This window comes from Neobacillus sp. S1115 (assembly GCF_055385565.1).
On sequence record NZ_AP038275.1, the window covers coordinates 5,210,632 to 5,236,508 of the forward strand.

General features: G+C 40.2%; 29 protein-coding genes and 1 pseudogene. 8 read left to right on the top strand and 22 right to left on the bottom strand.

The window, feature by feature from the left end; genetic code table 11:
• Positions 1–24: 24 nt before the first annotated feature.
• From ACZ5B7_RS25645 to ACZ5B7_RS25665, 5 genes are all read right to left on the bottom strand, one after another.
• On the bottom strand, positions 25–567 hold the full coding sequence (locus ACZ5B7_RS25645) for an NfeD family protein (RefSeq protein ID WP_464491438.1): 543 nt from the start codon (positions 565–567) through the stop codon (positions 25–27).
• Between the two features lie 290 nt (positions 568–857).
• Positions 858–1,592 (bottom strand): amino acid ABC transporter ATP-binding protein, encoded by a 735-nt coding sequence (locus tag ACZ5B7_RS25650; protein WP_464491439.1) that lies wholly within the window; start codon positions 1,590–1,592, stop codon positions 858–860.
• Positions 1,593–1,862: 270 nt separating this feature from the next.
• A complete protein-coding gene (locus tag ACZ5B7_RS25655) occupies positions 1,863–2,558 on the bottom strand; it encodes an amino acid ABC transporter permease (protein WP_464491440.1) in 696 nt (231 codons plus the stop codon).
• Positions 2,545–3,375: an amino acid ABC transporter substrate-binding protein gene (locus ACZ5B7_RS25660; protein ID WP_464491441.1), complete on the bottom strand. Its 831-nt coding sequence runs from the start codon at positions 3,373–3,375 to the stop codon at positions 2,545–2,547. Before ACZ5B7_RS25660 ends, ACZ5B7_RS25655 begins: the two co-directional genes overlap by 14 nt.
• A 113-nt stretch (positions 3,376–3,488) precedes the next feature.
• Complete coding sequence (locus tag ACZ5B7_RS25665; RefSeq protein WP_464491442.1) at positions 3,489–4,658, bottom strand: MASE3 domain-containing protein; 1,170 nt, start codon at positions 4,656–4,658, stop codon at positions 3,489–3,491.
• Positions 4,659–5,020: 362 nt separating this feature from the next.
• Between ACZ5B7_RS25665 and spo0A the strand changes: the two genes are divergently transcribed.
• Entirely contained in the window at positions 5,021–5,794 is a 774-nt protein-coding gene (gene spo0A, locus ACZ5B7_RS25670) for a sporulation transcription factor Spo0A (protein ID WP_464491443.1), read from the top strand.
• 48 nt (positions 5,795–5,842) lie between these two features.
• Here the strand turns inward: spo0A and nadE are convergent, their stop codons facing one another.
• Positions 5,843–6,664, bottom strand: a complete 822-nt coding sequence (gene nadE, locus ACZ5B7_RS25675; protein ID WP_464491444.1) for an ammonia-dependent NAD(+) synthetase — start codon at positions 6,662–6,664, stop codon at positions 5,843–5,845.
• 126 nt (positions 6,665–6,790) lie between these two features.
• On the opposite strand from nadE, the gene ACZ5B7_RS25680 reads away from it, so the two are divergent.
• A complete protein-coding gene (locus tag ACZ5B7_RS25680) occupies positions 6,791–7,303 on the top strand; it encodes an acyl-CoA thioesterase (RefSeq protein ID WP_464491445.1) in 513 nt (170 codons plus the stop codon).
• Between the two features lie 56 nt (positions 7,304–7,359).
• Here ACZ5B7_RS25680 and ACZ5B7_RS25685 read toward each other — a convergent pair whose 3' ends face one another.
• The gene (locus ACZ5B7_RS25685; RefSeq protein ID WP_464491446.1) at positions 7,360–8,361 is read right to left on the bottom strand and encodes a DUF3231 family protein; all 1,002 of its coding nucleotides are present in this window, start codon (positions 8,359–8,361) and stop codon (positions 7,360–7,362) included.
• Positions 8,362–8,534: 173 nt separating this feature from the next.
• The gene (locus ACZ5B7_RS25690) at positions 8,535–9,506 is read right to left on the bottom strand and encodes a cation diffusion facilitator family transporter (protein WP_464491447.1); all 972 of its coding nucleotides are present in this window, start codon (positions 9,504–9,506) and stop codon (positions 8,535–8,537) included.
• Between the two features lie 121 nt (positions 9,507–9,627).
• Between ACZ5B7_RS25690 and ACZ5B7_RS25695 the strand changes: the two genes are divergently transcribed.
• Positions 9,628–10,335 carry a DNA alkylation repair protein gene (locus ACZ5B7_RS25695; RefSeq protein WP_464491448.1) on the top strand — a complete coding sequence of 236 codons (708 nt, stop codon included), beginning with the start codon at positions 9,628–9,630 and terminating at the stop codon, positions 10,333–10,335.
• 14 nt (positions 10,336–10,349) lie between these two features.
• Here the strand turns inward: ACZ5B7_RS25695 and ACZ5B7_RS25700 are convergent, their stop codons facing one another.
• The 5 genes and pseudogenes from ACZ5B7_RS25700 to ACZ5B7_RS25720 all read right to left on the bottom strand — a co-directional run bounded on the left by ACZ5B7_RS25700 (position 10,350) and on the right by ACZ5B7_RS25720 (position 15,261).
• Complete coding sequence (locus tag ACZ5B7_RS25700) at positions 10,350–10,784, bottom strand: GtrA family protein (protein ID WP_464491449.1); 435 nt, start codon at positions 10,782–10,784, stop codon at positions 10,350–10,352.
• 223 nt (positions 10,785–11,007) lie between these two features.
• A pseudogene (locus tag ACZ5B7_RS25705) lies at positions 11,008–12,580 on the bottom strand (IS200/IS605 family accessory protein TnpB-related protein).
• 230 nt (positions 12,581–12,810) lie between these two features.
• Positions 12,811–13,044, bottom strand: coding sequence for a hypothetical protein (locus ACZ5B7_RS25710; RefSeq protein ID WP_464491450.1), 234 nt, complete (start codon positions 13,042–13,044; stop codon positions 12,811–12,813).
• Between the two features lie 85 nt (positions 13,045–13,129).
• Complete coding sequence (locus ACZ5B7_RS25715; protein WP_423799529.1) at positions 13,130–14,131, bottom strand: AI-2E family transporter; 1,002 nt, start codon at positions 14,129–14,131, stop codon at positions 13,130–13,132.
• A gap of 131 nt (positions 14,132–14,262) precedes the next feature.
• The gene (locus ACZ5B7_RS25720) at positions 14,263–15,261 is read right to left on the bottom strand and encodes a polysaccharide deacetylase family protein (RefSeq protein WP_464491451.1); all 999 of its coding nucleotides are present in this window, start codon (positions 15,259–15,261) and stop codon (positions 14,263–14,265) included.
• A 301-nt stretch (positions 15,262–15,562) separates the two neighbouring features.
• On the opposite strand from ACZ5B7_RS25720, the gene ACZ5B7_RS25725 reads away from it, so the two are divergent.
• Together ACZ5B7_RS25725 and ACZ5B7_RS25730 are read left to right on the top strand one after the other, a co-directional pair.
• Positions 15,563–15,784 carry a hypothetical protein gene (locus ACZ5B7_RS25725; RefSeq protein ID WP_464491452.1) on the top strand — a complete coding sequence of 74 codons (222 nt, stop codon included), beginning with the start codon at positions 15,563–15,565 and terminating at the stop codon, positions 15,782–15,784.
• A gap of 70 nt (positions 15,785–15,854) precedes the next feature.
• Positions 15,855–16,484 (top strand): DUF2085 domain-containing protein, encoded by a 630-nt coding sequence (locus ACZ5B7_RS25730; protein ID WP_464491453.1) that lies wholly within the window; start codon positions 15,855–15,857, stop codon positions 16,482–16,484.
• On the opposite strand, the gene ACZ5B7_RS25735 is transcribed toward ACZ5B7_RS25730, so the two are convergent.
• The 9 genes from ACZ5B7_RS25735 to ACZ5B7_RS25775 form a co-directional block, all read right to left on the bottom strand.
• Complete coding sequence (locus ACZ5B7_RS25735; RefSeq protein WP_464491454.1) at positions 16,485–16,823, bottom strand: helix-turn-helix domain-containing protein; 339 nt, start codon at positions 16,821–16,823, stop codon at positions 16,485–16,487.
• Positions 16,824–16,882: 59 nt separating this feature from the next.
• Positions 16,883–17,812 (bottom strand): type II secretion system F family protein, encoded by a 930-nt coding sequence (locus ACZ5B7_RS25740; protein WP_464491455.1) that lies wholly within the window; start codon positions 17,810–17,812, stop codon positions 16,883–16,885.
• 5 nt (positions 17,813–17,817) lie between these two features.
• Positions 17,818–18,777 carry a type II secretion system F family protein gene (locus ACZ5B7_RS25745; protein WP_464491456.1) on the bottom strand — a complete coding sequence of 320 codons (960 nt, stop codon included), beginning with the start codon at positions 18,775–18,777 and terminating at the stop codon, positions 17,818–17,820.
• A gap of 2 nt (positions 18,778–18,779) precedes the next feature.
• Positions 18,780–20,123, bottom strand: coding sequence for a CpaF family protein (locus ACZ5B7_RS25750; RefSeq protein WP_464491457.1), 1,344 nt, complete (start codon positions 20,121–20,123; stop codon positions 18,780–18,782).
• A gap of 13 nt (positions 20,124–20,136) precedes the next feature.
• A complete protein-coding gene (locus ACZ5B7_RS25755; protein WP_464491458.1) occupies positions 20,137–21,318 on the bottom strand; it encodes an AAA family ATPase in 1,182 nt (393 codons plus the stop codon).
• Positions 21,315–21,938: a Flp pilus assembly protein CpaB gene (gene cpaB / locus ACZ5B7_RS25760; protein WP_464491459.1), complete on the bottom strand. Its 624-nt coding sequence runs from the start codon at positions 21,936–21,938 to the stop codon at positions 21,315–21,317. Before cpaB ends, ACZ5B7_RS25755 begins: the two co-directional genes overlap by 4 nt.
• A 151-nt stretch (positions 21,939–22,089) precedes the next feature.
• Positions 22,090–22,452: a TadE/TadG family type IV pilus assembly protein gene (locus ACZ5B7_RS25765; protein ID WP_464491460.1), complete on the bottom strand. Its 363-nt coding sequence runs from the start codon at positions 22,450–22,452 to the stop codon at positions 22,090–22,092.
• Positions 22,452–22,958 (bottom strand): A24 family peptidase, encoded by a 507-nt coding sequence (locus ACZ5B7_RS25770; protein WP_464491461.1) that lies wholly within the window; start codon positions 22,956–22,958, stop codon positions 22,452–22,454. The genes ACZ5B7_RS25765 and ACZ5B7_RS25770 overlap by 1 nt, the downstream gene beginning before the upstream one ends.
• 83 nt (positions 22,959–23,041) lie before the next feature.
• Positions 23,042–23,215, bottom strand: a complete 174-nt coding sequence (locus tag ACZ5B7_RS25775; protein WP_464491462.1) for a Flp family type IVb pilin — start codon at positions 23,213–23,215, stop codon at positions 23,042–23,044.
• Between the two features lie 233 nt (positions 23,216–23,448).
• Between ACZ5B7_RS25775 and ACZ5B7_RS25780 the strand changes: the two genes are divergently transcribed.
• From ACZ5B7_RS25780 to ACZ5B7_RS25790, 3 genes are all read left to right on the top strand, one after another.
• Complete coding sequence (locus tag ACZ5B7_RS25780; RefSeq protein ID WP_464491463.1) at positions 23,449–23,787, top strand: DUF192 domain-containing protein; 339 nt, start codon at positions 23,449–23,451, stop codon at positions 23,785–23,787.
• Between the two features lie 92 nt (positions 23,788–23,879).
• The gene (locus ACZ5B7_RS25785; RefSeq protein WP_464491464.1) at positions 23,880–24,809 is read left to right on the top strand and encodes a pilus assembly protein TadG-related protein; all 930 of its coding nucleotides are present in this window, start codon (positions 23,880–23,882) and stop codon (positions 24,807–24,809) included.
• A 371-nt stretch (positions 24,810–25,180) separates the two neighbouring features.
• Positions 25,181–25,870: a spore coat protein gene (locus ACZ5B7_RS25790; RefSeq protein ID WP_464494569.1), complete on the top strand. Its 690-nt coding sequence runs from the start codon at positions 25,181–25,183 to the stop codon at positions 25,868–25,870.
• Positions 25,871–25,877: the final 7 nt, after the last annotated feature.

Below are 25,877 nucleotides of genomic sequence, written 5' to 3' on the forward strand. Positions count from 1 at the left end.
TTGTAAACCTCCTCTTTCTCTCTTTTATAAAAAGCTTTCAAGTTCCTGGTGAATGGTTACTTCAAGGACACCATTTTTCACCTGAACAATGAGCACTTTCACACCGTTTGGTATGGATTCCCCTTCAAAGCTTGTGGCAGGCTTGGCAATCCGTCCGCTGGCATTTTCAATGATAACCTCGCCAAAGCCATCAGCAGGAATCGGCGTAATGACGGTGCCAACCCGACCTCTTAGATCAGATTCTTTATAAACAAGCGATTCCTCAGCGGAGGATAACGGTACAAGAACAAAAACATTTAATAAAGTAACTACTATAATTGCGATAACGGCCGATATTCCTAGTATCAATAAGTAATGAAGGGCCGTCAGCCTTTCAAATAGGTAACCGCTTGCGGAAAGTACCGTGACGAAGGCAAAGACAAGCACCGGATTAAGAAAGTGCAAGCCGCCGTCTCCTGTGTCAAAATGAAACACATCAGCAAACAGCACATATAAAATAGTTAATACTCCAGAAATGATGAGACCGTACAAATAAATCGTGGCTATTGGCAAGCCGAAAAGTTCCATGTGCATCATCCTTTTCCTTCATAATGGGGAATGTTTGTTTTCATTTGAGCATAGGGCATCCGTCCCTTTCCTCTGTCATATGTATAGTCAATAATACGGATAAAAAAGGGAAAAGTTTCACTTTTTGGGGATTTTTTATGAAATTTTTCACAAAAATGTTAAGCGACAGTTGAAATGGTTTATGCGACAGTAAGAGCGAGTTATCCGACAGTTAACTAGGTTTATACGACAATAAGAACAGACCAATCCGACCGCACAACAAAAAGTGCCCCAGCCCTCGGCTGAAGCACTTATTGAATCATATTCAAAAACTTCCGGGTACGTTCCTCTTTCGGGTTAGTGAAGATTTCTTCCGGTTTGTTTCTCTCGACAACGACGCCGCCGTCCATGAAGATGACTTCGTCTGCTGCCTCGCGGGCAAAACGCATTTCGTGGGTAACTACAATCATCGTCATCCCTTCTTGGGCAAGGTCCTTCATGACCCTTAACACCTCGCCTACTAACTCAGGGTCGAGCGCTGATGTCGGCTCATCAAACAACATTACCTCCGGCTCCATTGCCAAGGCCCGGGCAATTCCGACCCGTTGCTGCTGACCGCCTGATAGCTGCGAAGGATAGTAATCCATTTTATCGCCGAGGCCTACTTTTTGAAGCAGGGCCGCCGCCTTCTCGCGGGCCTTCGATTTATCCATCCCCTTCACCACTACCGGCCCCTCCATAACATTTTCAAGAGCCGTTTTATGCGGGAAGAGATTATAGTTTTGAAACACCATTCCTGTTAAACGGCGGAACGAGGCAATGCTTTTTTTCGAAACGGTTTTTGAAAAGTCAAGACTGTTGCCTTCAATAGAAATGATACCTTTTGTAGGAATCTCAAGTACGTTCAGGCAGCGGAGCATCGTCGTTTTCCCCGATCCGGACGGACCGATCACAACCACAACCTTTCCTTTCCCCACCTCAAGATCTATTCCCTTTAATACCTCTAATTGATCGAATTGCTTATGTAAGCCTTTAATTGAAATCATTGGAATACTCCCTTTTTCAATCGGGTTTTTTCTAAAAAAGGTCATTAAAAATCGATTCGCTGATAGAATGGCTTAATTCGCCAATAGAACGGTGAAATTCGCTGATAGAACGGCCGAATTCGCTGATAGACCCTTGAAATTTGCTGATAGAATCTTATCGAAAGCAAAAAATCGTAAACGAAACCCTTTTTAAGTAATAAAATTTACTTATTTGAACCCTTTTGTTATTGATTCTGCGAAAATTTCACCATATTTTAGCGAAAAGTTTCATTACACATACCGATCCAACCGCTTTTCCATGTATTGCTGGAGCACAGACAAGAAAAAGCAAATAACCCAATAAATGAGGGCTGCTTCTGTATAGACCAACAGAAACTCATAGTTCCGTGATGCGATTTCCTGGGCGCGGCGGAACATTTCCGTTACAAGCACGAGCGATGCGAGTGAAGTATCCTTAACAAGACTAATAAATGAATTCGATAATGGCGGTACGGATACTCTCGCTGCCTGCGGCAAAATGATTCTTTTTAAAGCTTGCGTGTAGGTCATGCCAATGGAATACCCGGCTTCCCACTGTCCTTTTGGGATCGAAAGAATCGCTGCGCGGATAATTTCCGATGCATATGCCCCAACGCTCAGCGAAAAGCCAATAACAGCAGATATAAACGGATCGAGTGTAATTCCGACGTTCGGCAGCCCGTAAAAGATGATAAATAATTGCACTAACAGAGGTGTCCCGCGGATGGCAGATACATAAACTCCGGCAATCCCCCGTAATACTTTCCCCTGCGAAATTCGGGCAAGGGCTGTCAATACAGCTAAAATGATCCCGACAATAAACGAAATAATGGTTAAGGGAATGGTGTTCATAATTGCACCCTCCAGCATTGGCTGGAGGGAGGTTTTGGCGATATCCATTAACCGGGCCGTTCGTTCCGGGTCAGCGAAAATACTATTTAAGTACATCTACACCAAACCATTTCTCGGAGATTTTTTTGTAGGTGCCGTCATCGACCATGTCTTTTAAGGCCTTGTTCACGGAATCAACAAGCGTGTCGCTTTTCTTACGGAACATAAATCCGCTTGATGACGCATCTTCACCGGTAGCCACTATTTTAATCGGTGCATCTGGCTTCTGTTTTGTATAATCCAAATAAGCAATTTTGTCATTAATCGTTACATCGACGCGATTTTGCGCAAGCAGCTCTACTGCCTGCTGGAAGCCATCCACACCAACAAGATTTGCGCCGTACTTTTTCGCCATATCGCCATAGTTGCTTGTCAATGATTGTGCGGAATTTAACCCTTTGATATCTTCAAAAGATTTAACTTTTGTGTTGCTCTTGTTGGTAACTAGAACAGCAGCAGAAGTAATGTATGGATCTGAGAAATCGTATTTCTCCTGACGGTCAGGACGAATTCCGACCTCATTGGCAATCATGTCAAATCGCTTTGCATCAAGGCCGGCAAACATGGCATCCCACTGGGTTTCCTTGAACTCTGCTTTTACGCCAATCCGCTTGGCCACCTCTTCGGCAAGCTCCACATCAAATCCAGTTAATTTCCCGCTTGTATCATGGAAGGTGAATGGTGGGTATGTACCTTCTGTTCCGATTAAAATTTTTCCGTCATCCTTAACCTTAGCTAATAAATCATTTTCCGTTTTCTCTGCCGTTTTATTGTCCGTCTTTTTATTTTTATCGGCCTTGTCATCCTTGCCGCAGGCTGCCAATACAACCATGAAGCTCAACAGCAAGGCGAAAATGATGGATAGTTTTTTCATGATGATTACCTCCCAAGTTTGAGTTATGCTAATCCCATAAAAGTGATGGGTTTATTTTGCCCTTTTATAAAAATTAAAAACCTACCAGAATGGTTCTGATAGGTTAAAATTTCTTAAATTATGGCGTTCAGTTTGGAGGGAGGCACCTGATACATTCCGGTTACATCCACGATTGTACCGAGAATGACATCTTGATCGTTCTCCACAAATGGTTTAATGGAAAATAACAATACCTTCTCATTTAGGTCTATTTCAAAAGTACGCTCCTCTTGTCTGTTTATGCACAAGCGACAGTAATCACTAAGAATACCTTGAGAATCCCAAAAAACATTAGCTAGCGGCTGCCCCAGCAGGTTTTTCTGATTATGGCCCAAATGTTCAGTCATATTTCCTTCCCCATAAGTTAGAATAAATTCACTCTCGCTTTTTATAGCTTTAAAAACAAAACCAGGCAGCTGCTGGATAATCGTTTTTTCCTTTTGGTTCTCGTGTTCCTGTTCACTGCTGATAAAATAAAAACCTCTTAATATATAGTAAAATCCAATCGTTTTGAATAAATGACCAGTAAAATTGTCTAAATCAAAGACACTCTGATAGACGGTAAAAATTAAGCTTGTTAGCAATAGATAGACAAGTGCCAAGGCGATTGCCAGTTTCGCTTCACTTTTCGCCAAATAATATTGATATAAGGTAATAATGAGTGAAACAAACTGGACGAAGCTGACAAAATACTCAAAGCCATTTTTTAACGGTGTTGTTCCTTTTCCTTCAATCACCAGCAGCGGAAGGCTTTTCTCGAAAAAAATAAAAATGGAACTAATGAGCACAACCAAGGTTGTGGCAAAGATAAACATTGGCCATCGATAGTCTTTTTTTAGTGTTCTGTCGGGGAGAAGAAGAATCAGAAAAATAAACAGCGCTTGAAAAACCCTTGCCGCTACCCAAAACCAAGTAGCTTTTGCAACAGAGCTCTCGGTAAAGAAAAAAGGCATCCCCTTAAAGGACAAGGTGTGGATTGTATCTAGCGCCCCCACAATGAAAAAAGTAAAGGCTAGCAGAAGCATCCTTCTCGACCGAGTTTTCCCATAGGTTTTTAAAGCATACAGGAAGATGGCCACAGATATGGAAATGCTGAAAACCTCCAAGATGAAATGGAAGCCAACGTAGTTTTCCGGATTATACAGGGTTATGATTTTCTGCTGAAATAAATGAATGGCTAACAGCAGAATGATCGCAATGGTTGAATAAACTAGAAATTTACCTTCCGTTAAATGGGATCTCATTTAGGTACACCTCCCCGTTATGATTTTATTATAAAACGGGAAACGCCCCTTACAACATCTGTAATTGTTGCATTTTTATGACTATTTAGCAATCGCTTTCAATATAGGACTTATGTAGTAAAGGTTCCATCCTTCTATACTATCTTTGGATTAGACATTAATACCGAAATTGAAAAGTACAGTCTAGGTCAATAGCCTTTTTATTTTTACAATAAAGGCAAAGGTTCGACAGGAACAAACAAATACCATTGGGGTTTTATATAAATACTAAGTTTTTTGTTGGAAAGTATTACTTGTCTCCTAACGAAATTTATCGAAAAATACTTAGTAGTGGGATATTTTTAGGAAGGAATTGGTTAAAAATGATAAAAATTGGAATTATAGATGATAATTTTCAATTAACGGAAATACTTAATGAATACCTGTCAAAACTAGTCGATATGAAGGTGGTCGGAATCGCCCATAATGGCATGGAGGGAATGGAGTTGATTAAACGGGAACAGCCGGATGTGGTCATTCTGGATTTAATCATGCCTCATACCGACGGATTTTCTTTACTCGAAAAACTTTATGCCGATCATATTTCGACCAAAGTCTTAATGTTAACGGCCTTTGGAAAAGAGGATATCATTAAGAAAGCAAATGAGTTAGGGGTATCTTATTTTCTGTTAAAGCCATTTGAGCTATCTCAGTTATCCGATACACTTAGAACGATTTGTTCAAACGAAAGTTATTCAATAAAAATCTCAAGAGAATCTAAACCGGCGAACGAAAATAAGAGTGGCGAGAGCTTAGAAGTAAGAATCACCGATGTGCTCCGCTCAATGGGAATCCCAGCAAACCTAAAAGGGTATATTTTCTTACGGGAAGCCATCCAAATGGTGTTCCGCAATGTGGAATTATTAGGCGGGATCACAAAATTGATTTATCCGGCCATTGCCAAATTGTACAATACTACCCCAAGCCGGGTTGAAAGAGCCATCCGGCATTCGATTGAGGTGGGTTGGAACCGGGGCAGTATCGAGCATTTAAATCTGGTCTTCGGCAACACTGTAAGCCCTTTAAAAGGCAAGCCGACGAATAGTGAATTTATTGCACTGATTGCTGATCATCTGCGGCTGCAAAAAGTGGGTTGATTTAAATGAGACTGCCATTTAAGAGGGCAGTCTCATTTTTACGTGTTATTACTTCCACCATTCGTCAAACATGCTGGCAGGAAGTCTTCGTTTATGTTCAGTCAAGATATAACGTTGTTCGATTTTTTCCGCAACCTCCTCGGAAACCTGCTTGCCTTCAAGATAATCGTCAAGTTCGTCGTAGGTAATGCCTAACTCCGTTTCATCGGCCTGACCAGGCTTTTGGTCGAGCAGGTCGGCAGTCGGGATTTTTAAATAAAGGCATTCGTCTGCACCCAATTCCTTCAGAAGTGCCTTGCCCTGCCTTTTGGATAAGCCGGTCAGCGGCAGAACATCAGCCCCGCCGTCCCCGTATTTTGTGTAAAAACCAGTGACCGCCTCAGCTGCATGGTCTGTCCCGATTACAAGCAGCCCTTCCATCCCGCCGACGGCGTATTGAGCAATCATTCTCATTCGAGCCTTAACATTTCCTTTTTGATAGTCGCTCAACGGCCGTGTTGGTGTAGCTGTGTCGTATTCCTTCTGGACCTCGTCCACCGCTCCTTTAATATTAAACACCATTTCCCGATCGGCACGAATAAATTCTAACGCCCGCTTCGCGTCTTCCTCGTCCTGCTGGACTCCATATGGCAGGCGGACAGCGATGAATAAGGCATCCGTTCCTTCATTTCGCAGCTCTTCGACCGCCAGTTGCGTCAGGCGTCCTGCCAGCGTGGAATCCTGACCACCGCTGATTCCAAGCACGTAGCCTTTTGCCTTTGTTTTGGTTAAATACATTTTTAAGAAATCGATTCTCTTCCGGACTTCTTCTTTCGGCTGTATGTTGGGAGAGACGTTTAACTCCTTCATAATTTGTTCCTGCATGCTCATTGATTTGAAACCTCCTGGAAAGTGCTATTATATTGTAATGTACCACAATCGCTGATTTTTCACTAAAAATTACAATGGAATTGGGGCAAAATAAAAGTAGTTACGTTAAATGGAGGTTTTTATAAAATGGAAGCTAAAACATGCAATGAGTCTCGAGTTGTCAGGACCAGTCGGGTGTTCCCGAACGATGCCAACAACCATAATACATTGTTTGGCGGAAAGCTGATGAGCGATGTTGATATGCTCGCATCAATTTCGGCAACAAGACATTCACGGAGCGAATGTGTTACCGCCTCGACAGATTCCGTCGACTTTCTTCATCCGATTACACCGCAGGATTCGGTCTGCTTTGAATCATTTGTCACTTGGACTGGTACGTCTTCAATGGAGGTTTTTGTGAAAATTATTGCCGAAAACCTGATTTCCGGCGATCGAAAAATTGCCGCCACTGCCTTTTTAACATTTGTGGCATTAGATGACGATGGCAAGCCAACTAAAGTCCCTGGTATCATCCCTGAGACTGAGGAAGAAAAAAAGTTATATGATACAGGGAAAGAAAGGGCCGAAAAACGGAAAGAACATCGGAGACACAGTAAAGAACTGGCCGGATACTTTACAACGCAAAAACCGTGGGAATAACCTGGAATCTTTAATAGGTAAGAAAATAGACTAGGTTCACCGCACACTGCTCGAACCTAGTCTATTTTTTGAAGATCTCGTCTGCTAGGAGCATGAGGCGGCTTTTGGAACCAGCCTCGGTCCATCAAAAGGTCCACTCCCTTAGCAGAGTATAAAAGAATTTCAGCAATATATTTCTGATAGTAGGCCACTAAATCAGTTCTCATCGATAACGATACCGCATGACCGAGCAGGGCGATATCAATGCCGTTTAAGGAATGAAAAAGGGTAACAACCAGCCGATCAGAAAATGGAGAGACGGTTGAATCCGTCACTTCAATATTGGTTGTAATAATGCCATACAGCTCTTCTTTCATCAATATATCATTAAACGTTCTAATTTGTTGTTCAGAGATTTTTTTTCCTTCCTTAATAAAGCTATGAATTTCTTTATCCTTTACTACTTGAAGAAGGCCCATACAAAGCAGTACCGAAAAATAATTTCGTTCGATATTAAAGAAAATCTCCATTATTTCAGCTACATTTAATGGCCTTTTTTTTCCAAAACCATTAATATAGGAAAGTTTGTCTTCATATTCCACCTTATCCGGATAAGGAACGTATGGCGGACGGTCGTAAATCCCCTTTGACAGCATTAGCTCAGTTGCTTGCCTATAAAGTTCGGTTGATTTGTAGTTCATCGTGATAAAAAAATCCAAAACATCCTTCCTTGCCACATTAGCCGTCAAAAAACTCCCATTAATCATCAGTAGACGGGTCAAGGAATAAACAAAGCTGAGTCCGAACATATCATAAAATAAAGGCGGAGCCGTCAAATTCACATCTTTTTCTGAAAAACCATCGGGTATTGGAATGCCTTCTTTTACAAAAATGTCAGTAATTTGTTGAAGGTGTGCTTCCGAATTCTGCATTGCCTTTTCAAGGATCGGCTTAATTTCCACATCCTTATTGTGATGCAGGAAATAGGTGAGCAAACAGACCGTCATGTTTTCCTGTATGTACGTAGCCCATAATGCGGCAATTTCCGAACTTGACAACCTAATGCTGCGCTCAGACATACGTAAGCCTCCCTAAAAAAAGTACTCTAAGAATATAATCCCTGTAAATCATCCATTTTATACAAAGTGAAGCATGGGTGAAGCATGGGGACGGTTCTTGTGCATCAGTAAGATGCACCTAAAAAACACCAAATTTTCATTATAAAGAACAAGCCGTCAGGAAAATAGACCTGCTACACAGTAGGCCGGGGTTTGTTTTCCCAATGCATAATTTCGTCTTCTTCATCAATTTCAATCTTGACATCGACTACGCCGTTTTCAGCCAATATTTTTTCCGCTAAGCGGTCTCTAATATCATCCGCCTCGGCAACTGTAAGCTGCGGGTCGACTTCGATCTCCAATTCAACATGAAGGTCTTCCCCTTCCTTGATGACGGTAATTCCCTGAATATCCTTGACATCTGGATCTGCAATAACAAGCGAGCCAATTTTGTTCTCCATTTCTTCGTCGGCTTGGCCAATTACCCCTGCTGCATTGTCCAAAAAGACCCTGCCGACCACAAAAAACATCATGGCTCCAATCAAAATGGAAGCTAATCCTTCGAGCCAATGGATGTTGGAAAAATGGGCAATAACTACTGCGATAATGGCCAGCAAACCGCCCATGGTTGCAACAAGGTCCTCCATAAATACAAGCTTCGTCGCCGGCTTGGCTCTGCCCAGATTGGCAAAGCTCTTAGCAAATACGCCAGGACCGCTTGCTTCCAAGCCAATTTCATGGAGGACCTCTTTCATCGCTTTAAAAAGAACATAAGTCTCAAGTATGGTCGCCACCCCTAAAACGATAATATTGATGATAAAACCGCCAGACGCAGTTGGATGAACCATGTGGTGATATCCTTCTTTAATCGTTTCAAACGCCATAATCCCGACAATCAACACTGCACCTAGCAAAACTAGATTGACAAGGCGGCCAAATCCGTTTGGAAATTTTTCCGTCGGGGCTTTTTTACTTAAAGCCGAACCGATAAACACAAAAAACTGGTTTGCAGCGTCCCCTAAACTATGCATGGTTTCCGCAAACATCGCTACATTTCCGGTAAACATATAAGCTACGCCTTTGATAATAGCAATAACGGTATTCACAATAGCCGCCAGCATTGCCGATTTATTTCCACGCTTTAATAACTTAAATAGTTCTCCCATCCGTATCCCCTTTTCTCTTAAAATTGGCTAATCTTAATATTTTCTAAAAAGGTTTAATGAATGCGATAACAGAAAAATTTCCATAATGATGATAAAATAGAAGAAAAGCCGGAGGCAAAAAATGAAGTTAGAAGAGATTATGCAGACTCTCGAGGAGCTCGGTTCGGAACAAACGAAGAAGATATTTATCAATCATGGGGCGCGCGGGTCTTTATTTGGAGTAAAAGTAGGCGATTTAAAAAAACTCGTCAAAAATGTAAAAAAGGATCAAGACTTGGCGCTCGCTTTATACGAAACCGGGAATAGTGATGCGATGTACCTGGCCGGTCTATCTGTTAATCCAAAATTAATGTCGAAGGAAACACTCGAGCGATGGGTTCAAAAGGCCGATTGGTACATGCTGGCCGAATACACGGTTGCAGGAATTGCGGCAGAAAGCCCGTATGCACTTGAACTGGCCCGGGAATGGATGAAATCGGATGAGGAAATGATTGCTGTTGCTGGGTGGAGTACCTATTCGAACTATCTCTCCATAACTCCTGACGAATTGCTCGATCTTGTGGAGATTCGGAGCCTACTAGATCAGGTCCAGTCTACAGTCCATCAGGAGAAAAACCGTGTTCGCTATGTGATGAATGGGTTTGTTATTAGTGTCGGTGCCTATGTGACTGAACTGAATGAAGAAGCCAAAAGTGTGGCAGAGAAAATTGGTAAAGTTCACGTTAATGTCGGCAGGACAGCTTGTAAGGTACCGCTGGCAAGTGAATATATTAAGAAAATCGAAGAACGAGATAAAATTGGCGTTAAGAGGAAAACGTGTATTTGCTAATTTGAAAGGACCCCTTATGTAATAACATTGGGGTCCGTTTTGCGTTTCTCTGCTCCTTTAAAAACAAAATGTTTCTGGCCTAAATAATTCATAATAGTATAAATGCCAGTCCCTATTAATACAGCCAAATCCTTAGTAAGCCCATTCGGAATCCAAGGCAATTTTTTTAAAGACCAAATAGCTAGTTTCAATCCAAAAGAGTATGAAACAAAGTAACAAATACCAATCACAAGGACAAACCGAATAAGGCTTCCCCCAATCGCCGCCTCATTTTTGAAGGTGAAAGTCCGGTTCAATAGAAAACTGACCCCTGCACCGACGATATTACCCAATAGCGTGGACCACCAGTAAGACAAACGGAACCCGTTAAGCAGTACAAACATGGTAGATAACCCTACAATCGTATTAATGACTCCGACAATTAAAAAACGAATAAAGGAGTACTTCATTAATGAACCTGGTTACTAAAATCTAATGATTTCTAAAACTCGCCCCCGAACCAAGAAAAGTGGGACTTCCGTGGCGATTCTCACGCCATTCTGTCAGGAAGGGATTAACCCTTGTCATGAACCTTTTGTCCAAGACACCCCGCAGTGCTCTGTTAGAGCCAGCTTATTGCGACAGACCATTCCTTCCACTGGTCAGCCTGCCACAAAGATTTTAGTACCAGGATTACACCTCCTTCAATTGTAATTCCTGGTTCTTTAACATGAATGTTTTATGAATTACATTCCATAGCTTCCAGCTGTGGTTTTCCTTGAAATGAACAATATGATCAAGCAGCATACCTATATATTTTCGCCTTTGTTTCCCTGTTTTTGATTTTTTCTCGGATTCTTCCATTGACCCAAGAATGTGAATCAAATGTGTTTTAACTATCGAGTGAAGCTTTTTAATTAATTCCCTTGGAATTTTTTCTTCCAAATCCAATCCTCTTCTGCCAATCACAAACGATGCCGCTTCATGAACGGACAAGCCGTACATTCGGCTGTATTTAAATCTTCCAATGACCGATGTATAGGCTGGATTGACCTTTTTAATTTTAAAACCATTTCTCAATCCTCTTGAAATGAGAGCTTTTTGAAGCTTGTTTTTTGCAAATGAATGGACTATCCGGTTAAAATGTTTGTTGGTGTCATGGTCTTGTTTTAGTTTGATATCCTCTAAAACAAAAGCTCCAACATTCCATTGTAGAAGGTAATCAATCACCTCTTTTGCCTTTTCGCCTGCTATATTTGTTCTTCTTGTACTTTTTACATACTCCATTTCGTGACAATAGAAAGTTTTGGATTCTGATAAATTTCCTTGCTTCGTTAAAACCGAAACAGCGATTCGATCAATATTTACATCAATACCCGCTACAATATCGGAAGAGATTTTTTTCATTCCATTTGAGTTCTGAAGCTAGTGTTTCAAAATCATACGTAAGATGAACGTAATATTTTTTGCCTTTTCGCTTAAGTTCAATAGAATATACTTTGTATTCCTCGATTGGTTTGCCTTTTTCGTTTTGCCCAGTAATTTCAGGCAAGACGACATTAATGATTTCTTTAAAATACTTATGTGGAATTTGAAGCATAAAACGCAATCTTGGATTATTTCTCTTTCCTGCTTCCAACTGCAGCGGATTGGCTACTTCCAAATAGAATTGTTGTTCTGTTTCATCGAAAACAATCCTTGTATTCAAATTCCCTTTTTTGGACTTATCCCCGCGGGAGTAAAGCGTGTTCGAACGGAGGTCTTTCCACTCTTCTTTAGAAATTTTGTTTTTCAATCGTTCATAAAAGTTTTTCTTCCCGCCAAAAACAACAGGGGGAATCGTTCCATTTCCTTTATGGTGCAATAGAAGATCCTCTTGTTTCTTCAGCTTTTCCAAACGTGATTGAAGACCTTTTAGACACAATTCCAAACCAACTTTTTTCGGTTTTTTCTTCCCAGTTGTATAATCTTCTATTTTCTGTCTTGTTTTATGGATTTTACCTTGAACGCCTTCAATCCTGACAGGCAATAATTCCTTTTGGCTAGAAATAATCGCTTGTGCCTGCATGACGGCATCCTCCGCATAACGCTTGTTCAAGCGAAACTTTTCCTGAACCTTTTTGATTAACTCACCGGGATTTCCTCCTTCAAGTAAACGGTTGAATGAAAAACGTTGGGCGGAACAAAATACCCGCATTAGCTGATTCAAGAAATGTACATCGGATTGATCAGCGTCTTTAATCTGGCAGATTCGAGTTATTTTCATTGAACATGACCTCGATCATTTTTTAAAATTCCGGTTTCCATATACTGTTAAGATAATGGTATATTACTGGAATTAAAAATTCACCAGGTTTCACAAAAAATTAAAAATATTATTTAACTGCTTATACCTCCGTAAAGTACTATTCAATTGTTTCTAAAGTTCCCATGAATACCCCACCTTAAACAACGAAAACCTCCCAAGTTTAATACACGGGAGGCTACAACTTCATTTTATAAATTTCTCAACACCATATTCAAACGGTTTATCCGTTCACTCTTTTCTTCCTCGGATACTAAATCATATTTTTTCAATAAATGAAACATTTCATTAAAAATTTCTTGGGTGTGCTCTTTTTCGAAAAACTGCTCAAACAATGGCTTCATTTCTTCCGGTAAGAATTCCGCCTGTGATTCGTACTTCTTTTTCACATCCTCATGTGAATGATCCAATTTGCATTCACTCATAAGCTTCCCTCCCATGTCTAATTAACATTAGAATACCATTTTTCTAGCAAAACAAAAAAGCCCCAGGTTAAGGGCTTTTCGCAAATTATTTCTTCTTGGTTTCGGTAACTTCCAAAACATCAAGGAGGAAGACAAATACCGGGATCCCGATAATTAACCCCCAAACTCCGAAGAAGTGCTCAGAAAAAATCAACACAATGAAGGTATAGAAAACCGGCAAATTCGTTTTCGAGCTCATTAAATTCGGGTTCAAAATATAGGCCTCGATGCCATGGATGATGGCAATCGCAATTCCAACATAAAGGACCTTCATCAGGCCTCCGATACTATAGGCGATGATGGTTAACGGAATCAAAGAAATAATGACCCCTGCAACCGGAATCAAGCCGAGCAGGAAAATCATGATGGACAAGCCGCCGAGCTGCGGGAAGTCCAGCAGCCAAAGAGAAATAGTTGTTAAAATACAGTTTACAACCGCAATAATTAATTGCGCTTCGATTACTTTACCAAACGTCCGGACAAACTTCTGCGCAAAGAATTCAATTTCAACGTAAATCGATGCAACCTTACTCGTCTTAAATTTCCCGGTGAATTCAATCAACCTAGGTTTTTCCAATAGGAAAAATAAACTTAATAGAAGCGCCAGCAAAACCTGCAGGCTTATTTTGCTAATGTCTGTAAAGTACTTTAAAAGGTATGTGACTCCCTGTTCCAAGTAACTGGAGATTTTCACTTCATTCATTTGGCTGACAATATAATTCAGGACCACATTATCATGCTTCGATGTATAAAAAGCCGTCAGCTGTTTAATGAGGGCCGTGATTTCACCCGCAATCATTGGCAGGTACATAACCAAACCATAGGTAAGCAAACCGACAATGGTAGCATACGAAATAACCACCAGCAGCTTTCTATTTAGTGGGATTTTGTCTTCAATGAATTGAACGAGCCGATCCATTAAAAACGCAAAAATGAAGGTCAGCAATATTAAATTAATAATTGATTTCATCGCATATAAAGCCAATGCAATCACAATGAAGATTAAGATTCTCTTGAAGCCTCTGGTCTGGTAAAGTTTATTCATCATCGGTAATTATCGAACCCCATTATGTTTTTCTATAACCTTCACTAAAATTGTGAAATTTACAAATTTATTATATCAAATTTGTTTACATTTTTTCGAATTTAAATATTGGATTAAATGTGAACACATACTTTTTAAAATTGAACAGGTGGTATCGTGCTGTCAATCGCCTTACTTTCAAAGCCCTGCTGGGTTAAATAATCGAGCAGTTGCGGCAAATGGGCGAGCGTTTCTTTTTTCTCATGAAGAAGAATCACAAGAGGCCCATTGTGGCCTGCCTTTGCATTGAGTTGGGCAATAACATTGTCGATGTACCGCGCGTCTTTATAATACCAGTCTTTACTGTCAATATTCCAATCCCACATGAAATAGCCGTTATCCTTAACAACCTGTTTATACTGAGGGGTCATATAAGGCGAACTTCCGTATGGTGTTCTTGCTAAAAAAGAATCTACCCCAGTAATTTCCCTTAATGTTTTCCGATTCTGGGTCAACTCGCCTAAAACAGAATCGGCTGAAGCATAAAATACTTCTTTCCGATGCGAGACACTATGCAGTCCCACCGCTTCTCCGGTCTGAACCATTAATTTCGCTGCATCTGGGTATTTGCGGATATTTCCATCAATCATAAAAAAAGTTCCCTTAAAATGGTGTTGCTCCAAGAGTGCAATGATGTCGCCCGATATGGCAGACGGCCCATCGTCAAATGTTAAATAAATTGTTCTTTTGCCAGTTGGCTGAGCAGGTGGTTGGGCTGCTGCCGGTTGTGGTGGATTCGTGTTGGGTACTGTTGTAGTTTCAGGAGCAGGTGTATTTGCTGGTGGGTGGGCCGAAGCCGGATCAGATGGTGGATTTTCCTGGTCCTTTCTTTTCTCTTGTTCATTTCTAGACGCCATGGCTTTTTCCATTTGTTTTCGTATCATTTCTTTTTCCTGCTGGTAATTAAGGGCCCCTTTTCCCTTCATCGCAGCATTTGCCTTTTTCATAGGCTCGTTGTTTGCCTGATTAGCAGATTTGCCTGCCGCGTTTGCCTGAAAATAGTTTACGGCAAATATTCCAATGGCAAGCAGCCCTATCATGGTAAGAAGGAATACAGCCCCCCTCACCTGTCTTCTCCTCTTCAGTTTCCCCATCGTTCATCCCTCTTTGAAGGTATTTATTTTTCATCCACCATTATAGACGATTTTCCCTCCACGTTGTTACAAATCTATTAAAAATATTACAATTATATTAAGATAACTGGCAGATTAATAGATATTTAGACAAGTACTTACAAAATCCTTCCTCCTCATTGTAACCCAAAAACACTGCAAACGGGTGGAAAATTAATCAGAAATTTCCAAATGGTACAGGCAAATTCCATTTTTCCATGACATACATATCAGTGTGTGAGGATTTTCCCGTCGTAAGTTTTCGACATTTGGAGGTGATCTCGTGTCGGGTGGATTAAAAGCACTGCTTTACATTTTATCGTTTTTCATACCCGTTGTTGGAATTATATTAGGAATTATCTGGATGAATGACAAAGACATGGAGAAAAAGGCTATTGGGAAAACTTGTTTAACTGTTGGAATCGTCTCCATTGTGTTAAGCTGCATCTGTTGGTTTGCCCTGTCGGCGTTGTCACTGTCACCGGCGTTTATGACGGGGTATTAGGATAGGCTGGATTCTAAAGTAAAGAACCCAACTCTATGAGGTTGGGTTCTTTTGGGAAGGAGTGATGTGTATGCTGCAAGAGATTCTACATTTTTTCGGCGGGGCGATCTGCCATCAAATCGAGGAACGCTCACTTCATGCCTCCGGGAGAGTCCTGTCTGTCTGTGCCCGTGACACGGGAATCTACATTGGTATCTTTTCATCACTCATTTACTTACATTTTGTTAAACGAAAAATCAGCATCACCATTCCGTCAATAAAAATAAGCTTTTTTCTTCTTTCATTTATGCTCCCTTTAATAATTGACGGTGTAGGCTCGTATGCGCACTTGTTTGAAAGTACGAATGCACGGAGACTAGTGACCGGGATATGCTTTGGATTGGTACTCCCCTACTTTCTTTATCCGTTACTTTCGGCAAAAGCGCTTGATCCAGTCAGCTTGCCAATTATAAATCAACGTAAGGATGTACTTATTCCCCTGTTTCTAAGTGTTGGCCTTGGAAGTTTGGTCTATTGGGGAAGACTCCCATACTATCTACTTGATGGCTTCATCATTTTGATGATCGTCATATGGTTTAGCTTATGCTCCTCATTCCTATTCTCACGGCTTCGTGTAATACCGCTAAAATGGGCAATATCTATATTGAGCAGTTTTGCGTTTCTTTCTATTCTTTCCCTATTGCATCAATTGGTCATTTAATTACTCTTCTGCATTTATCGCAGCAATCAATGTCTTTATTTGTTTTAATTTCTGAGGACTCAATTGGTTCTCAGACAATTCGATTTCAACCTTTAACACACTCTTAACTGTTTTTTTTCCATTATTCGATAGGGTACTATCTTCTTTATTTTTCACTAAATGTTCAACATCAACCTCTAAAGCTTTTGAAATTTTTTCTAGTATTTCTAAACTTGGGTTTGTTTGAATATCACGTTCGATTAAGCTTAAATAGGACTTCGAAATACCTGTTAGTTGACCAAGCTTTGTGATTGAGTACCCTTTTTCTTTCCGGAGACTCTTAAGTTTTGCACCATCCATCGTACCTCTCCCTTTTGTTAACACCTTCCAATACAAAAATATCCTAGACTATCTTACTCTTAACCTCCAAATCCCTTAGTAATCAATGTAATAACCAAAGGACCTAAAATCACGATAAAAAGTGAAGGGAAGATGAAAAATACCATTGGAAACAGCATTTTAACAGGAGCTTTCATAGCTTGCTCACGGGCTGCCTCACGCCGCTGCTCACGTACCCGTATTGTTAAGTTCCCTAACACCTTAGCCATTCCGATTCCAAGCTGATCGGCTTGGATAAGCGAAGTAATCAAACTTTGAAAGGAGTGAGATGGAACTCGCCTCCTTAGCTCGTAAAATGCTTCCCTTCTTGATTTGCCGAGTTTCATATCTTCTAATGTAAGTAAGAACTCATCAGCCAGCGGTCCTTTAATATTGTTTGAAACTTCTTTTAAAGCGAGATCAAGCCCCATCCCGGCTTCAAGCAGGAGATTAACAGTATCAAAGAAATCCGGCATTGCCTTGTTAATCGCTTTGATTCTTGCCGTTTTATTTTTTCCAAGATAAAAAATGGGCAGCCGGAACCCTAATAATGCCACGACAGCGACCATGACCCAGGCTAACGTTTTATTCCCGGCTATCGGCATAAAAAGCATGAAAACAACAAGCCCCATTACAGCACTAAGGAGTATCTGGAATAGCCTGAAATCGATAGCTGACTTAAATGGATATCCCGCATCTCTTAGTAAGGAATCAAGCCTTCTTCTTTCCTCTTTTGAAACCTTTTTGTTCAAAACATCGGTTCCTTTTTCCCAATATTGACTAAAGAAATGTTTGACATCTTTCTCTTGTTTTTCCGGGATTCGCTCATCACTTTTTATTGCCACGCTGCCAAAATACGTATTCACACGCTCATTAAAGGCAATTTTCCTTTTATAGATCGTTAATAATATGGCAGCAAACAAAGTCGTAACAAACCCGGTTATTAAAAAAACTAATAACAAATCTCCCATCTTCATTACACCTCAATTTGGATGATTTTCCTGATAAAAACCCAGCCAATGATATTTCCGGCTGCCCCAACAAATATCATCATCCAGCCTAGTGGGTGCTGAAGCATCGGCGCAAAATATTCCCAGTTTACCAAAGATAAATAGGCAGCAAGTGCTACTGGGAGAAGAGTAATAATCCACGTTGACATTCTTCCCTGTGCAGTTAACGTCCGCAGCTCCTCTAATATCCGAATCCTGCCCCTAATGGTTTCTTCCATTGTTTCAAGAAGTTCGGCCAAATTTCCACCACTCTTCCTTTGCGCCAAGATGGCCCTGACTACGACCTCCAATTCATTATTCGGCAAACGCTCCATCATTTCTTCGAAAATATCCTCCATCGGCATGCCCAACCCTGCCTGGCGGAATGCTCGGTCAAATTCCGGACCAAGCGGATCTGGGACTTCCTTGCCGACTAGCTGCATGGCCTGCATGAAGCTAAAGCCTGCCCGCATGGAGTTTGCCATCATCCCTAATACCTCAATTAACTGATAATTAATTTGTGCTAACCGCTTCTTTCTTTTTTGCTTCATGAAGGTTTTGGGAACGATAAATCCAATAACAAAGGCCACAATCCACAGATACCATGGGAGCCCTAGCAGGAACACCAAAATGATGAGTCCGGCTGCGGCAAGAAATCTAAGAGCCAAAAACTCTTCCGGTTTAAAGCTGCTTCCGGCTTCATTCAATAATTTTTCTGTATCTCTACTAACCTTAATATTTTTGAAAATAGCAGCAAAAGAGGAAAAGAATTTCTTAAAAATGAAAGGCTGTTTCTCTTCTTCGCTCTCTTCCGTTGTTTGTGAAGAGTGCAAAAAGGTTTTCATACGGTTATCCAGCCTTTTTTTCGCAGAAAAGCTTCTCAAAAATAAATAAAATCCAATGGTTACGCCAATACAGATTAGAATCAGTTGGAGCGCTGTATCCATTTCTACCAACCTCCATAAAACCATGTTGCTGGCAGTTTATAACCATTCATTTCAAGCTGTTCGGTAAACCTCGGGCGGATACCGGTACTGACAAAATTGCCGATAATCTTGCCATCTTCGGTATAGCCTTGTTCCTTAAAAACAAATAGATCCTGAAGAACAATGGTATCCCCTTCCAAGTTTAAAACTTCGGTAATATGAGTGATTTTTCTTGTTCCATCCTTCATTCTGGCTTGATGAACAATTAAATCAATCGCATTCGCAATTTGTTCCCGGATAGCCTTTACCGGCAGTTCATAGCCTGCCATTAATACCATCGTCTCAATCCGGGATAGGATATCGCGCGGTGAGTTGGCGTGTCCCGTACTGAGTCCACCGTCATGGCCCGTGTTCATCGCCTGAAGCATATCCAGCGCTTCGGCACCGCGAACCTCTCCGACGACAATTCGGTCCGGCCGCATCCTTAGGGCGTTTCTTACCAAATCCCTGATGGTGATTTCCCCTTTGCCCTCAATATTCGGCGGCCTTGATTCCAATCCCACAATATGCTCCTGATTAAGCTTCAACTCGGCGGCATCCTCGATGGTGACAATCCGCTCTTTATTCGGAATGAAGGAGGATAACACATTTAATGTCGAGGTTTTCCCTGAACCGGTACCCCCGCTGATAAAGACATTAAGTCTGGATTTCACGCAAATTTCAAGAAACTCCGCCATCGTTTGATCAAGAGTACCAAATCCAATCAAATCCGTTATCGTAAAGGGGGTTTCAGAGAATTTACGAATCGTTAAACTTGGACCCTTTAATGCCAGCGGCGGAATGATTGCATTAACACGAGAACCATCAGGCAGGCGGGCATCTACCATAGGGGAACTTTCATCGATACGGCGTCCAATTGGTGAGACAATTCTTTCAATAACCCGCATCACATGCTGATTATCCACAAAATGAACATGGCTCTTTGAGATTTTCCCCTCCTGCTCGAAATAAACCTCATCAAAATGATTAACCATTACCTCAGAAATTAATGGATTTTGCAAAAGTGAAGTAATGGGACCATAGGCGAGAAGCTCATTTGTCACATAATCAATGATTTCCTGTTTTTCTTCAAAGGTAAGCCTGGTGCCTTCCTGTTCAAAGAACGCATCTGCCAATTCCACGATTTTACGTTTTTCCTTTTCCTTATCTTGCCCTGGGTATTTCTTCAACTCCTCCAGCAGATGATTATGAAGATTGGTTTCAATCTCCCAAAATTCCTGGGACTTTTTTGCCTCAGTTAAAACGGGAACATCCATTTTGGGAGCACTACCCTGGGCCTCTTCTAAATATCGTTTAAATAATGACACTTACATCACCGCCTCACTTTCCTAGTTGATACCATTTTTTCTCTTTCCTTTTCCCGTTAACTACCACCGGCTTTTGGAAATTAGAGTTTTCGGCCATTTGCCAAACAGCCTTACCAAGCTGACTCCGTGAACTCGATAACATGAATGGCTGCCCCGCCTTAATGGAGGAAGCTGCGACATTAGTCTGCTCCGGAAGAGTATGATAAACCTTAGATTCTAAAATTTCTTCAATTCGATTAAGCTCAAGCCCCTGACCCTTAACATAACGATTCAATACCAGCTTTACTTTTTCCTTGAGTTGAATGGCTTCCAAGGTTTCCAGGTAAAGCTTCGTTAACCTTAAAACAGATAAATCGTTTCCTGTCATCAGCAAAATTTCGTCCGCCATATTAAGGCTGCGCAAATGAATATCGGATAGATAGGCAGGCAAATCGATTAGGATAATATCAAATAGTTCCCTTGCCTCCTCGATTGCCGCTTTCATATGTAATTCTGTAATCCCTTCAAAAAATTCAGGGCGTGTTGGTGCGGCAAGAACTGAGATGTCCCCATCCACAAGAGTCATGTATTGACGTAAGGAATAATGGTCTTGCCCATACCCCTCCTTGACCCATTCGTAAATGGTTCGCTTAGGCTTCACATTATAGAAGATAGAGATTTCACCAAATTGGAAGTTGCCATCAATCACCGCAACCTTTTTTCCCAATCTGGCATATGCAACTGCCAGATTTACGGTTAGAACCGTTCTTCCAATGCCTCCCTTAGGACCTGTTACCGCAATGACTCTCCCGATGTCCTTTCTGAGACTGGCAACACTAGGCTCCATTTTTGCCCGATGCTGCATAAATTTCTTGGCATGGGCAACTGTTTCAGCAAGGTCCTCGATTCTGTAGTTTGTGCGAAGGGTATCCGAAGCTCCTACTTGCATTGCCTTTTTCAAATTTTCCATTTCCTCAGGTACCATAAGAATGATGTAAACCTGGGGGTATAGTACCGAAATCTCTTGAGATAGTTCATAGACGTCATATTGTGATTGGACATTAATAAATAACACCGTTATTTGACTTTCTAATGCTTGCCGTAATTTTTCGATCTGATTAACGAAGGTCAGAGTGTATTCCTGTTTTTCTAAAAATGTACTGACGCCTTCCGGAAAAGTGTAAGAGTCTGAAAAATAAACCCAATTTATGTTCATTTCTTACCAGAATCCCCCTCTTTAATGACTTCCCTTGTCTGTTTAATACCAGCTTTTCCTGTTTCTGAATCTTTTGTATTGCGAAGCATTAAGTAGAAACCGTCCTTATCCTTAGCGGCTAGACTAAGCATGACGCCTTCCTCAGGCTTCACTTCTAGCGTAACCGTTTCATAGTTAAGAGCAGCTTCCTTATTATCTGCCGATTTACCGGACGTAAGGACTTTCACATTTTCAAGGACAAGCACCGCGGATTTAAACTCTTTTCCCGTAGCATCGTCTTTGGTAGATTCATAGGCAATGACATCGACCATTGAATTTGGCGCTATATACCCAGAAACTCCTTCTTCCTTTTCAGCCCTTATTGAGATTGCTCTTTTCCCCTCGCTGACATCGACCACTGGGTTAACAAAGTCCCTAGCAAGCGCATTTTCTTTTTCAGATTGTTTCTCTTTTTCAATTTCCTCCTTAGACTTTTCACCTGCGACGTCCTTCAGTTTCTCGGTGATTGGTGCACTTGCTGGGGTGGACCCGTTTCCTTTTGAAAATACTGTAAAATAAACAACACCCGCGACAGCTATTCCGAAGATTAATGATATTAGCCAGATTTTTTTTGTGTTCATTGTGAACCTCCCTAACTCCCTTATGACCTGAATTTCCATTAATATAATTACTCACACTTTATCTATCTTTAAAGCTGTGGAAAAAATAATAGTTATGAAAATCTAACTATTACAATCTTTCACTGCTTGCTTCTTGCAAATTTAACTTTTCTTATTCCACTCTCATTACCGTTTTATCTTTTAGTTCGACTTCCCCAATTACACTACTGATTATTGGTGTTAGAAATGTAATTGGGTAGGTAATAGCAATCGTTACATCGTTTGAAGTTGGTACTCCTTTAGTTACTTTCACATTTCCTGTTGTTAAGCTAATTCCTACAGCATTATCAACAGCGACTTGTTCAATATTTCCACCGCCAATACTTGCAGCACGTGCTGCTTCTCTACCAGCATGATCAATCGTAAGATATGCATGGAGAATTCGTCCAAAGTCCACAATTCCAAATAATAGTAACAGTAATACCGGTAAGACTAAGGCAAATTCAACTAGTGATTGGCCTTTTTCCGACTTCATTAAAATCCACCCCAAACCAGTGTGCATAGTGTACCAAGGGCAATTGCAACTCCATAAGGAAATGAAATACTCCCCTTTTTATCTTGAGATATAATAATCTCCCCAAGATTGCTTCTTAAAAATACTAAATTAAAAAGAAAAGACTTAAGCAGGGGTATAAAGCCTTTATTTTTTATAATTAATAAAAGACCAATTACTCCACCAATCAGTGCAGTATAAATAAACGAATAAAATACAAATTCGGTGCCCATTAAGGCCCCAATCGCTGCCATTAACTTTACATCCCCTGCACCCATTCCACCTAAAATAAATGGGATTAACAGTAAACATAAACCTACTAGAAAACCTTTGCCGCTAAATAAAAACCCATTTAATCCAGATGTAATTACTGAATAAACAAGTCCAAAAATAATAGCTGGTATTGTAACGATATTTAATATTTTTCGTGCTTTAATATCTGTAACTAAACAAATTAATAAGACTATACACAAAATAATAGATTGCATTTTTTGAAACCGCCTCCCTCTATAACATCAGCCCTGCTGTGAATTTATGAGCAGGGCTGATGTAAATAAGTTTTGGAACTCTCTTACTTTATTGCATCTTGAAGTTTAGTTTTAATATCATAAAAAACATCGTCAATTCCAGCTTTTAGTGTAACTACAGCAGCTATGACAACAGCAGCAACTAAACCAATTATCAACCCATACTCAGACAAAGTTTGTCCTTCTTCTTCTTTCCACAACTTTTTAACAATGTTCATTCTTTTCTCCTCCTATTACTTTTTTTAGAGTTTGTTTGTTCTATATTCAGAACTTAAATTAAATATATAATGAACAAAATATATTGAAAACTCTCATTTTTGTTCGTTTTAGCGTATTTTTATATGTTTTTCAACGATTCTCTTAAAATATCTAAATATTTCTTACTTTTTGTTCTTTAAAAGAAACTAATTGTTCACTATAATAAATATATATAATCGAAAGGGGCATTTTTATGGAAAGAGATATTGTTAACATTCCTTATCAGATAAAATTAGCGGATTCAATTACAAAAAGGGTTATTGGGTTAATGTTTAGAAAGGCACCTATTGTTAATGAAGGCCTTTGGATAATCCCCTGCAATGCTGTGCATATGTTTTTTGTGAGATTTCCAATCGATGTGGTTTTTCTTAGCAAACAAAATAAAGTTGTAAAAGTATATGAAAACTTAATGCCGTGGAAAATTACAAAACCTGAAAAAGCTGCCCATTCAACGCTGGAGCTTCCTGCAGGATCTATAAAAAAGTTAGGAATAAAGAACGGGAGTATAATAAGTTGTTCCAAAACCATTTAAACTTGAAATGAATTTTATTTATGAATTTTCTATACAATGAAATAGTTTCGTATTATCATTCTTTATAAAGAACAAAAAGGAGGGGAATATTTTTGATAAAAAAAATATTGATAGATGAAAAAGGACAATCTTTGGTTCTAGTTTCATTAATGTTAACTGTCCTAATTGGATTTGCTGGTTTAGCTATCGATGGCGGAAGATTATATCTTGCTAAGTCAGAATTGCAGAAGGCCGTTGATGCAGGGGCATTGGCTGGTGCAGATGCTTTAATAGATGATTATTTGGTACCCAAAAAGGAATTTGAACCTAGTAACGACACTAAGATAAAAGCGGTCGCAACTGTTGTTGCTAATAATAACCTTACTGCCTCCTATGAACCAACTGCCAATTATGTTGAAGGTCGAAAAGAAAACTATTATCAAGTGAGAGGTACAGTTACAGTTGATTTCGCTTTAATGAAAGTATTAGGATTTTCCAATTCTGAGGTAAAGGCATTCTCAAAAGTGAAAATTATTACACCTGCTTACTCCGATGTAATTCCTATTGGAATTAAATATACTCCTGACCAACCCGGAAATATTTATGATTTAACGTACCCACCAGGAGATGGAGAGACAGGAAACTATGGTTTATTAAATTTTGATATAATAGAAGCCCCTGGTACCTTAAATGTAAAATGTAACAGCGGTGGCAGCCCAACAGTTGCGTCTTACATTAGAGATGGTGCTCCTGAACCAATATCAGTTAATATGATTATCTGTACAGAAACTGGCGATCCGATAGATAGTAACCCCATCTTAACTGAATTAAACAAAAGAGACTATGTTATCGTACCAATTGTTAGTGGAAGCGGTACAGGTACTAGCACTAGAACGGTGATTGGATTTGCAGCTTTTGAACTAGAACATGTGGATGATAAGGCAAAGCCAAAACCACAATCTGTGAGAGGGAAATTCATAAGAATTATAACACCTAAAGAAATGTCAGATAACGCAAAATATACTACAAAAATAGTTATGTAACATTTAATAGGACCGAATCCCCTGAAATGGATGAGGTCCTTTTTTATTTGAGTGTTATGCATCATTTGGTTTTATCAAAAAATACAACCAGAACGTCGATGTTCATGTGTATCACGAATCAAAGGATTGCAATTCAAATTAATCTGTCAGCTGAATAATACTTATACTAAGCTAATTTTGCTTCGGGATACCTTACAATATTTTCAAAAAACTAGCCCTTTGTAACACAGTTTATTTTAGCTGTTGATGCGCAAACAGTCCCCATGCCTCAATGGAAAGTTTTTATAAATTTCAATAGAGAATAACAATCCCTCCATTAACCAAAATAATGAGTGGCTGTGTCCAATTTTTTTGAGGAGGAGATTCGATTGATGTTACAGAATCAGCAGGGGCAAATGCACCAAAATATGCATACAGGGGCTGTGCCGCAACAGTTGAACCACGGCGGCCATGAAATGTTTGATGTACATGAAGTGTTGAATGGGTCAATTGGGACCTTAAATCAGTATTTGATGCTGCGCCCGCATGTAAAAGATCCTGAGCTGCTTGATATTTTAGACCGTCAATATCAATTCATTCAGGATGAATATAATATAACATTGCAGTGCTTCCAATCCGGGCAGGACCCGTCAAAGCCGACGCAGAGCTATAAAATGAAGCAGGGGAATGACTTTGTGTATGGGTTAACTCCGACCCAGCCGAAGAAGCCAATGCAGAACATGACGGAAATCTCCGATGAGTTTATTTCCGGCTGTATGTTAACTGCGTGCAAATCCGGTGCTACACACAAGACTATGGCTGCGTGTGAAACGACCAATCCGGTTGTCCGCCGCGTGCTTGCGGACTCTGTGCCAAACTGCATTGAAATGGCTTATGAGCTTTCCATTTATCAAAATAAAAACCATTACTACCAGGTACCGCAGCTAGCCCAGCAGGATATGACGCAAATCGTTAATTCCTTTGCACCTGCTCAAGGGATGCCGCAAACTCAAAACATGAATATGAACATGAATCCTAATATGAATATGGGCATGAACAACAACATGAATTTGAAGCATTAAACATAAA

Bases quoted from the DNA above. Each gene is read 5' to 3' on its own strand.
- ACZ5B7_RS25720 (WP_464491451.1), bottom strand. From the start codon at position 15,261: ATGGGGAAACTGAAGAGGAGAAGACAGGTGAGGGGGGCTGTATTCCTT.
- ACZ5B7_RS25700 (WP_464491449.1), bottom strand. From the start codon at position 10,784: ATGAAGTACTCCTTTATTCGTTTTTTAATTGTCGGAGTCATTAATACG.
- ACZ5B7_RS25715 (WP_423799529.1), bottom strand. From the start codon at position 14,131: ATGATGAATAAACTTTACCAGACCAGAGGCTTCAAGAGAATCTTAATC.
- ACZ5B7_RS25680 (WP_464491445.1), top strand. From the start codon at position 6,791: ATGGAAGCTAAAACATGCAATGAGTCTCGAGTTGTCAGGACCAGTCGG.
- ACZ5B7_RS25765 (WP_464491460.1), bottom strand. From the start codon at position 22,452: ATGAAGTCGGAAAAAGGCCAATCACTAGTTGAATTTGCCTTAGTCTTA.
- ACZ5B7_RS25690 (WP_464491447.1), bottom strand. From the start codon at position 9,506: ATGGGAGAACTATTTAAGTTATTAAAGCGTGGAAATAAATCGGCAATG.
- ACZ5B7_RS25695 (WP_464491448.1), top strand. From the start codon at position 9,628: ATGAAGTTAGAAGAGATTATGCAGACTCTCGAGGAGCTCGGTTCGGAA.
- ACZ5B7_RS25660 (WP_464491441.1), bottom strand. From the start codon at position 3,375: ATGAAAAAACTATCCATCATTTTCGCCTTGCTGTTGAGCTTCATGGTT.
- spo0A (WP_464491443.1), top strand. From the start codon at position 5,021: ATGATAAAAATTGGAATTATAGATGATAATTTTCAATTAACGGAAATA.
- ACZ5B7_RS25745 (WP_464491456.1), bottom strand. From the start codon at position 18,777: ATGGATACAGCGCTCCAACTGATTCTAATCTGTATTGGCGTAACCATT.
- ACZ5B7_RS25655 (WP_464491440.1), bottom strand. From the start codon at position 2,558: ATGTACTTAAATAGTATTTTCGCTGACCCGGAACGAACGGCCCGGTTA.
- ACZ5B7_RS25665 (WP_464491442.1), bottom strand. From the start codon at position 4,658: ATGAGATCCCATTTAACGGAAGGTAAATTTCTAGTTTATTCAACCATT.
- ACZ5B7_RS25775 (WP_464491462.1), bottom strand. From the start codon at position 23,215: ATGAACATTGTTAAAAAGTTGTGGAAAGAAGAAGAAGGACAAACTTTG.
- ACZ5B7_RS25735 (WP_464491454.1), bottom strand. From the start codon at position 16,823: ATGGATGGTGCAAAACTTAAGAGTCTCCGGAAAGAAAAAGGGTACTCA.
- nadE (WP_464491444.1), bottom strand. From the start codon at position 6,664: ATGAGCATGCAGGAACAAATTATGAAGGAGTTAAACGTCTCTCCCAAC.
- cpaB (WP_464491459.1), bottom strand. From the start codon at position 21,938: ATGAACACAAAAAAAATCTGGCTAATATCATTAATCTTCGGAATAGCT.
- ACZ5B7_RS25740 (WP_464491455.1), bottom strand. From the start codon at position 17,812: ATGGGAGATTTGTTATTAGTTTTTTTAATAACCGGGTTTGTTACGACT.
- ACZ5B7_RS25755 (WP_464491458.1), bottom strand. From the start codon at position 21,318: ATGAACATAAATTGGGTTTATTTTTCAGACTCTTACACTTTTCCGGAA.
- ACZ5B7_RS25730 (WP_464491453.1), top strand. From the start codon at position 15,855: ATGCTGCAAGAGATTCTACATTTTTTCGGCGGGGCGATCTGCCATCAA.
- ACZ5B7_RS25645 (WP_464491438.1), bottom strand. From the start codon at position 567: ATGGAACTTTTCGGCTTGCCAATAGCCACGATTTATTTGTACGGTCTC.
- ACZ5B7_RS25770 (WP_464491461.1), bottom strand. From the start codon at position 22,958: ATGCAATCTATTATTTTGTGTATAGTCTTATTAATTTGTTTAGTTACA.
- ACZ5B7_RS25650 (WP_464491439.1), bottom strand. From the start codon at position 1,592: ATGATTTCAATTAAAGGCTTACATAAGCAATTCGATCAATTAGAGGTA.
- ACZ5B7_RS25790 (WP_464494569.1), top strand. From the start codon at position 25,181: ATGTTACAGAATCAGCAGGGGCAAATGCACCAAAATATGCATACAGGG.
- ACZ5B7_RS25780 (WP_464491463.1), top strand. From the start codon at position 23,449: ATGGAAAGAGATATTGTTAACATTCCTTATCAGATAAAATTAGCGGAT.
- ACZ5B7_RS25685 (WP_464491446.1), bottom strand. From the start codon at position 8,361: ATGTCTGAGCGCAGCATTAGGTTGTCAAGTTCGGAAATTGCCGCATTA.
- ACZ5B7_RS25710 (WP_464491450.1), bottom strand. From the start codon at position 13,044: ATGAGTGAATGCAAATTGGATCATTCACATGAGGATGTGAAAAAGAAG.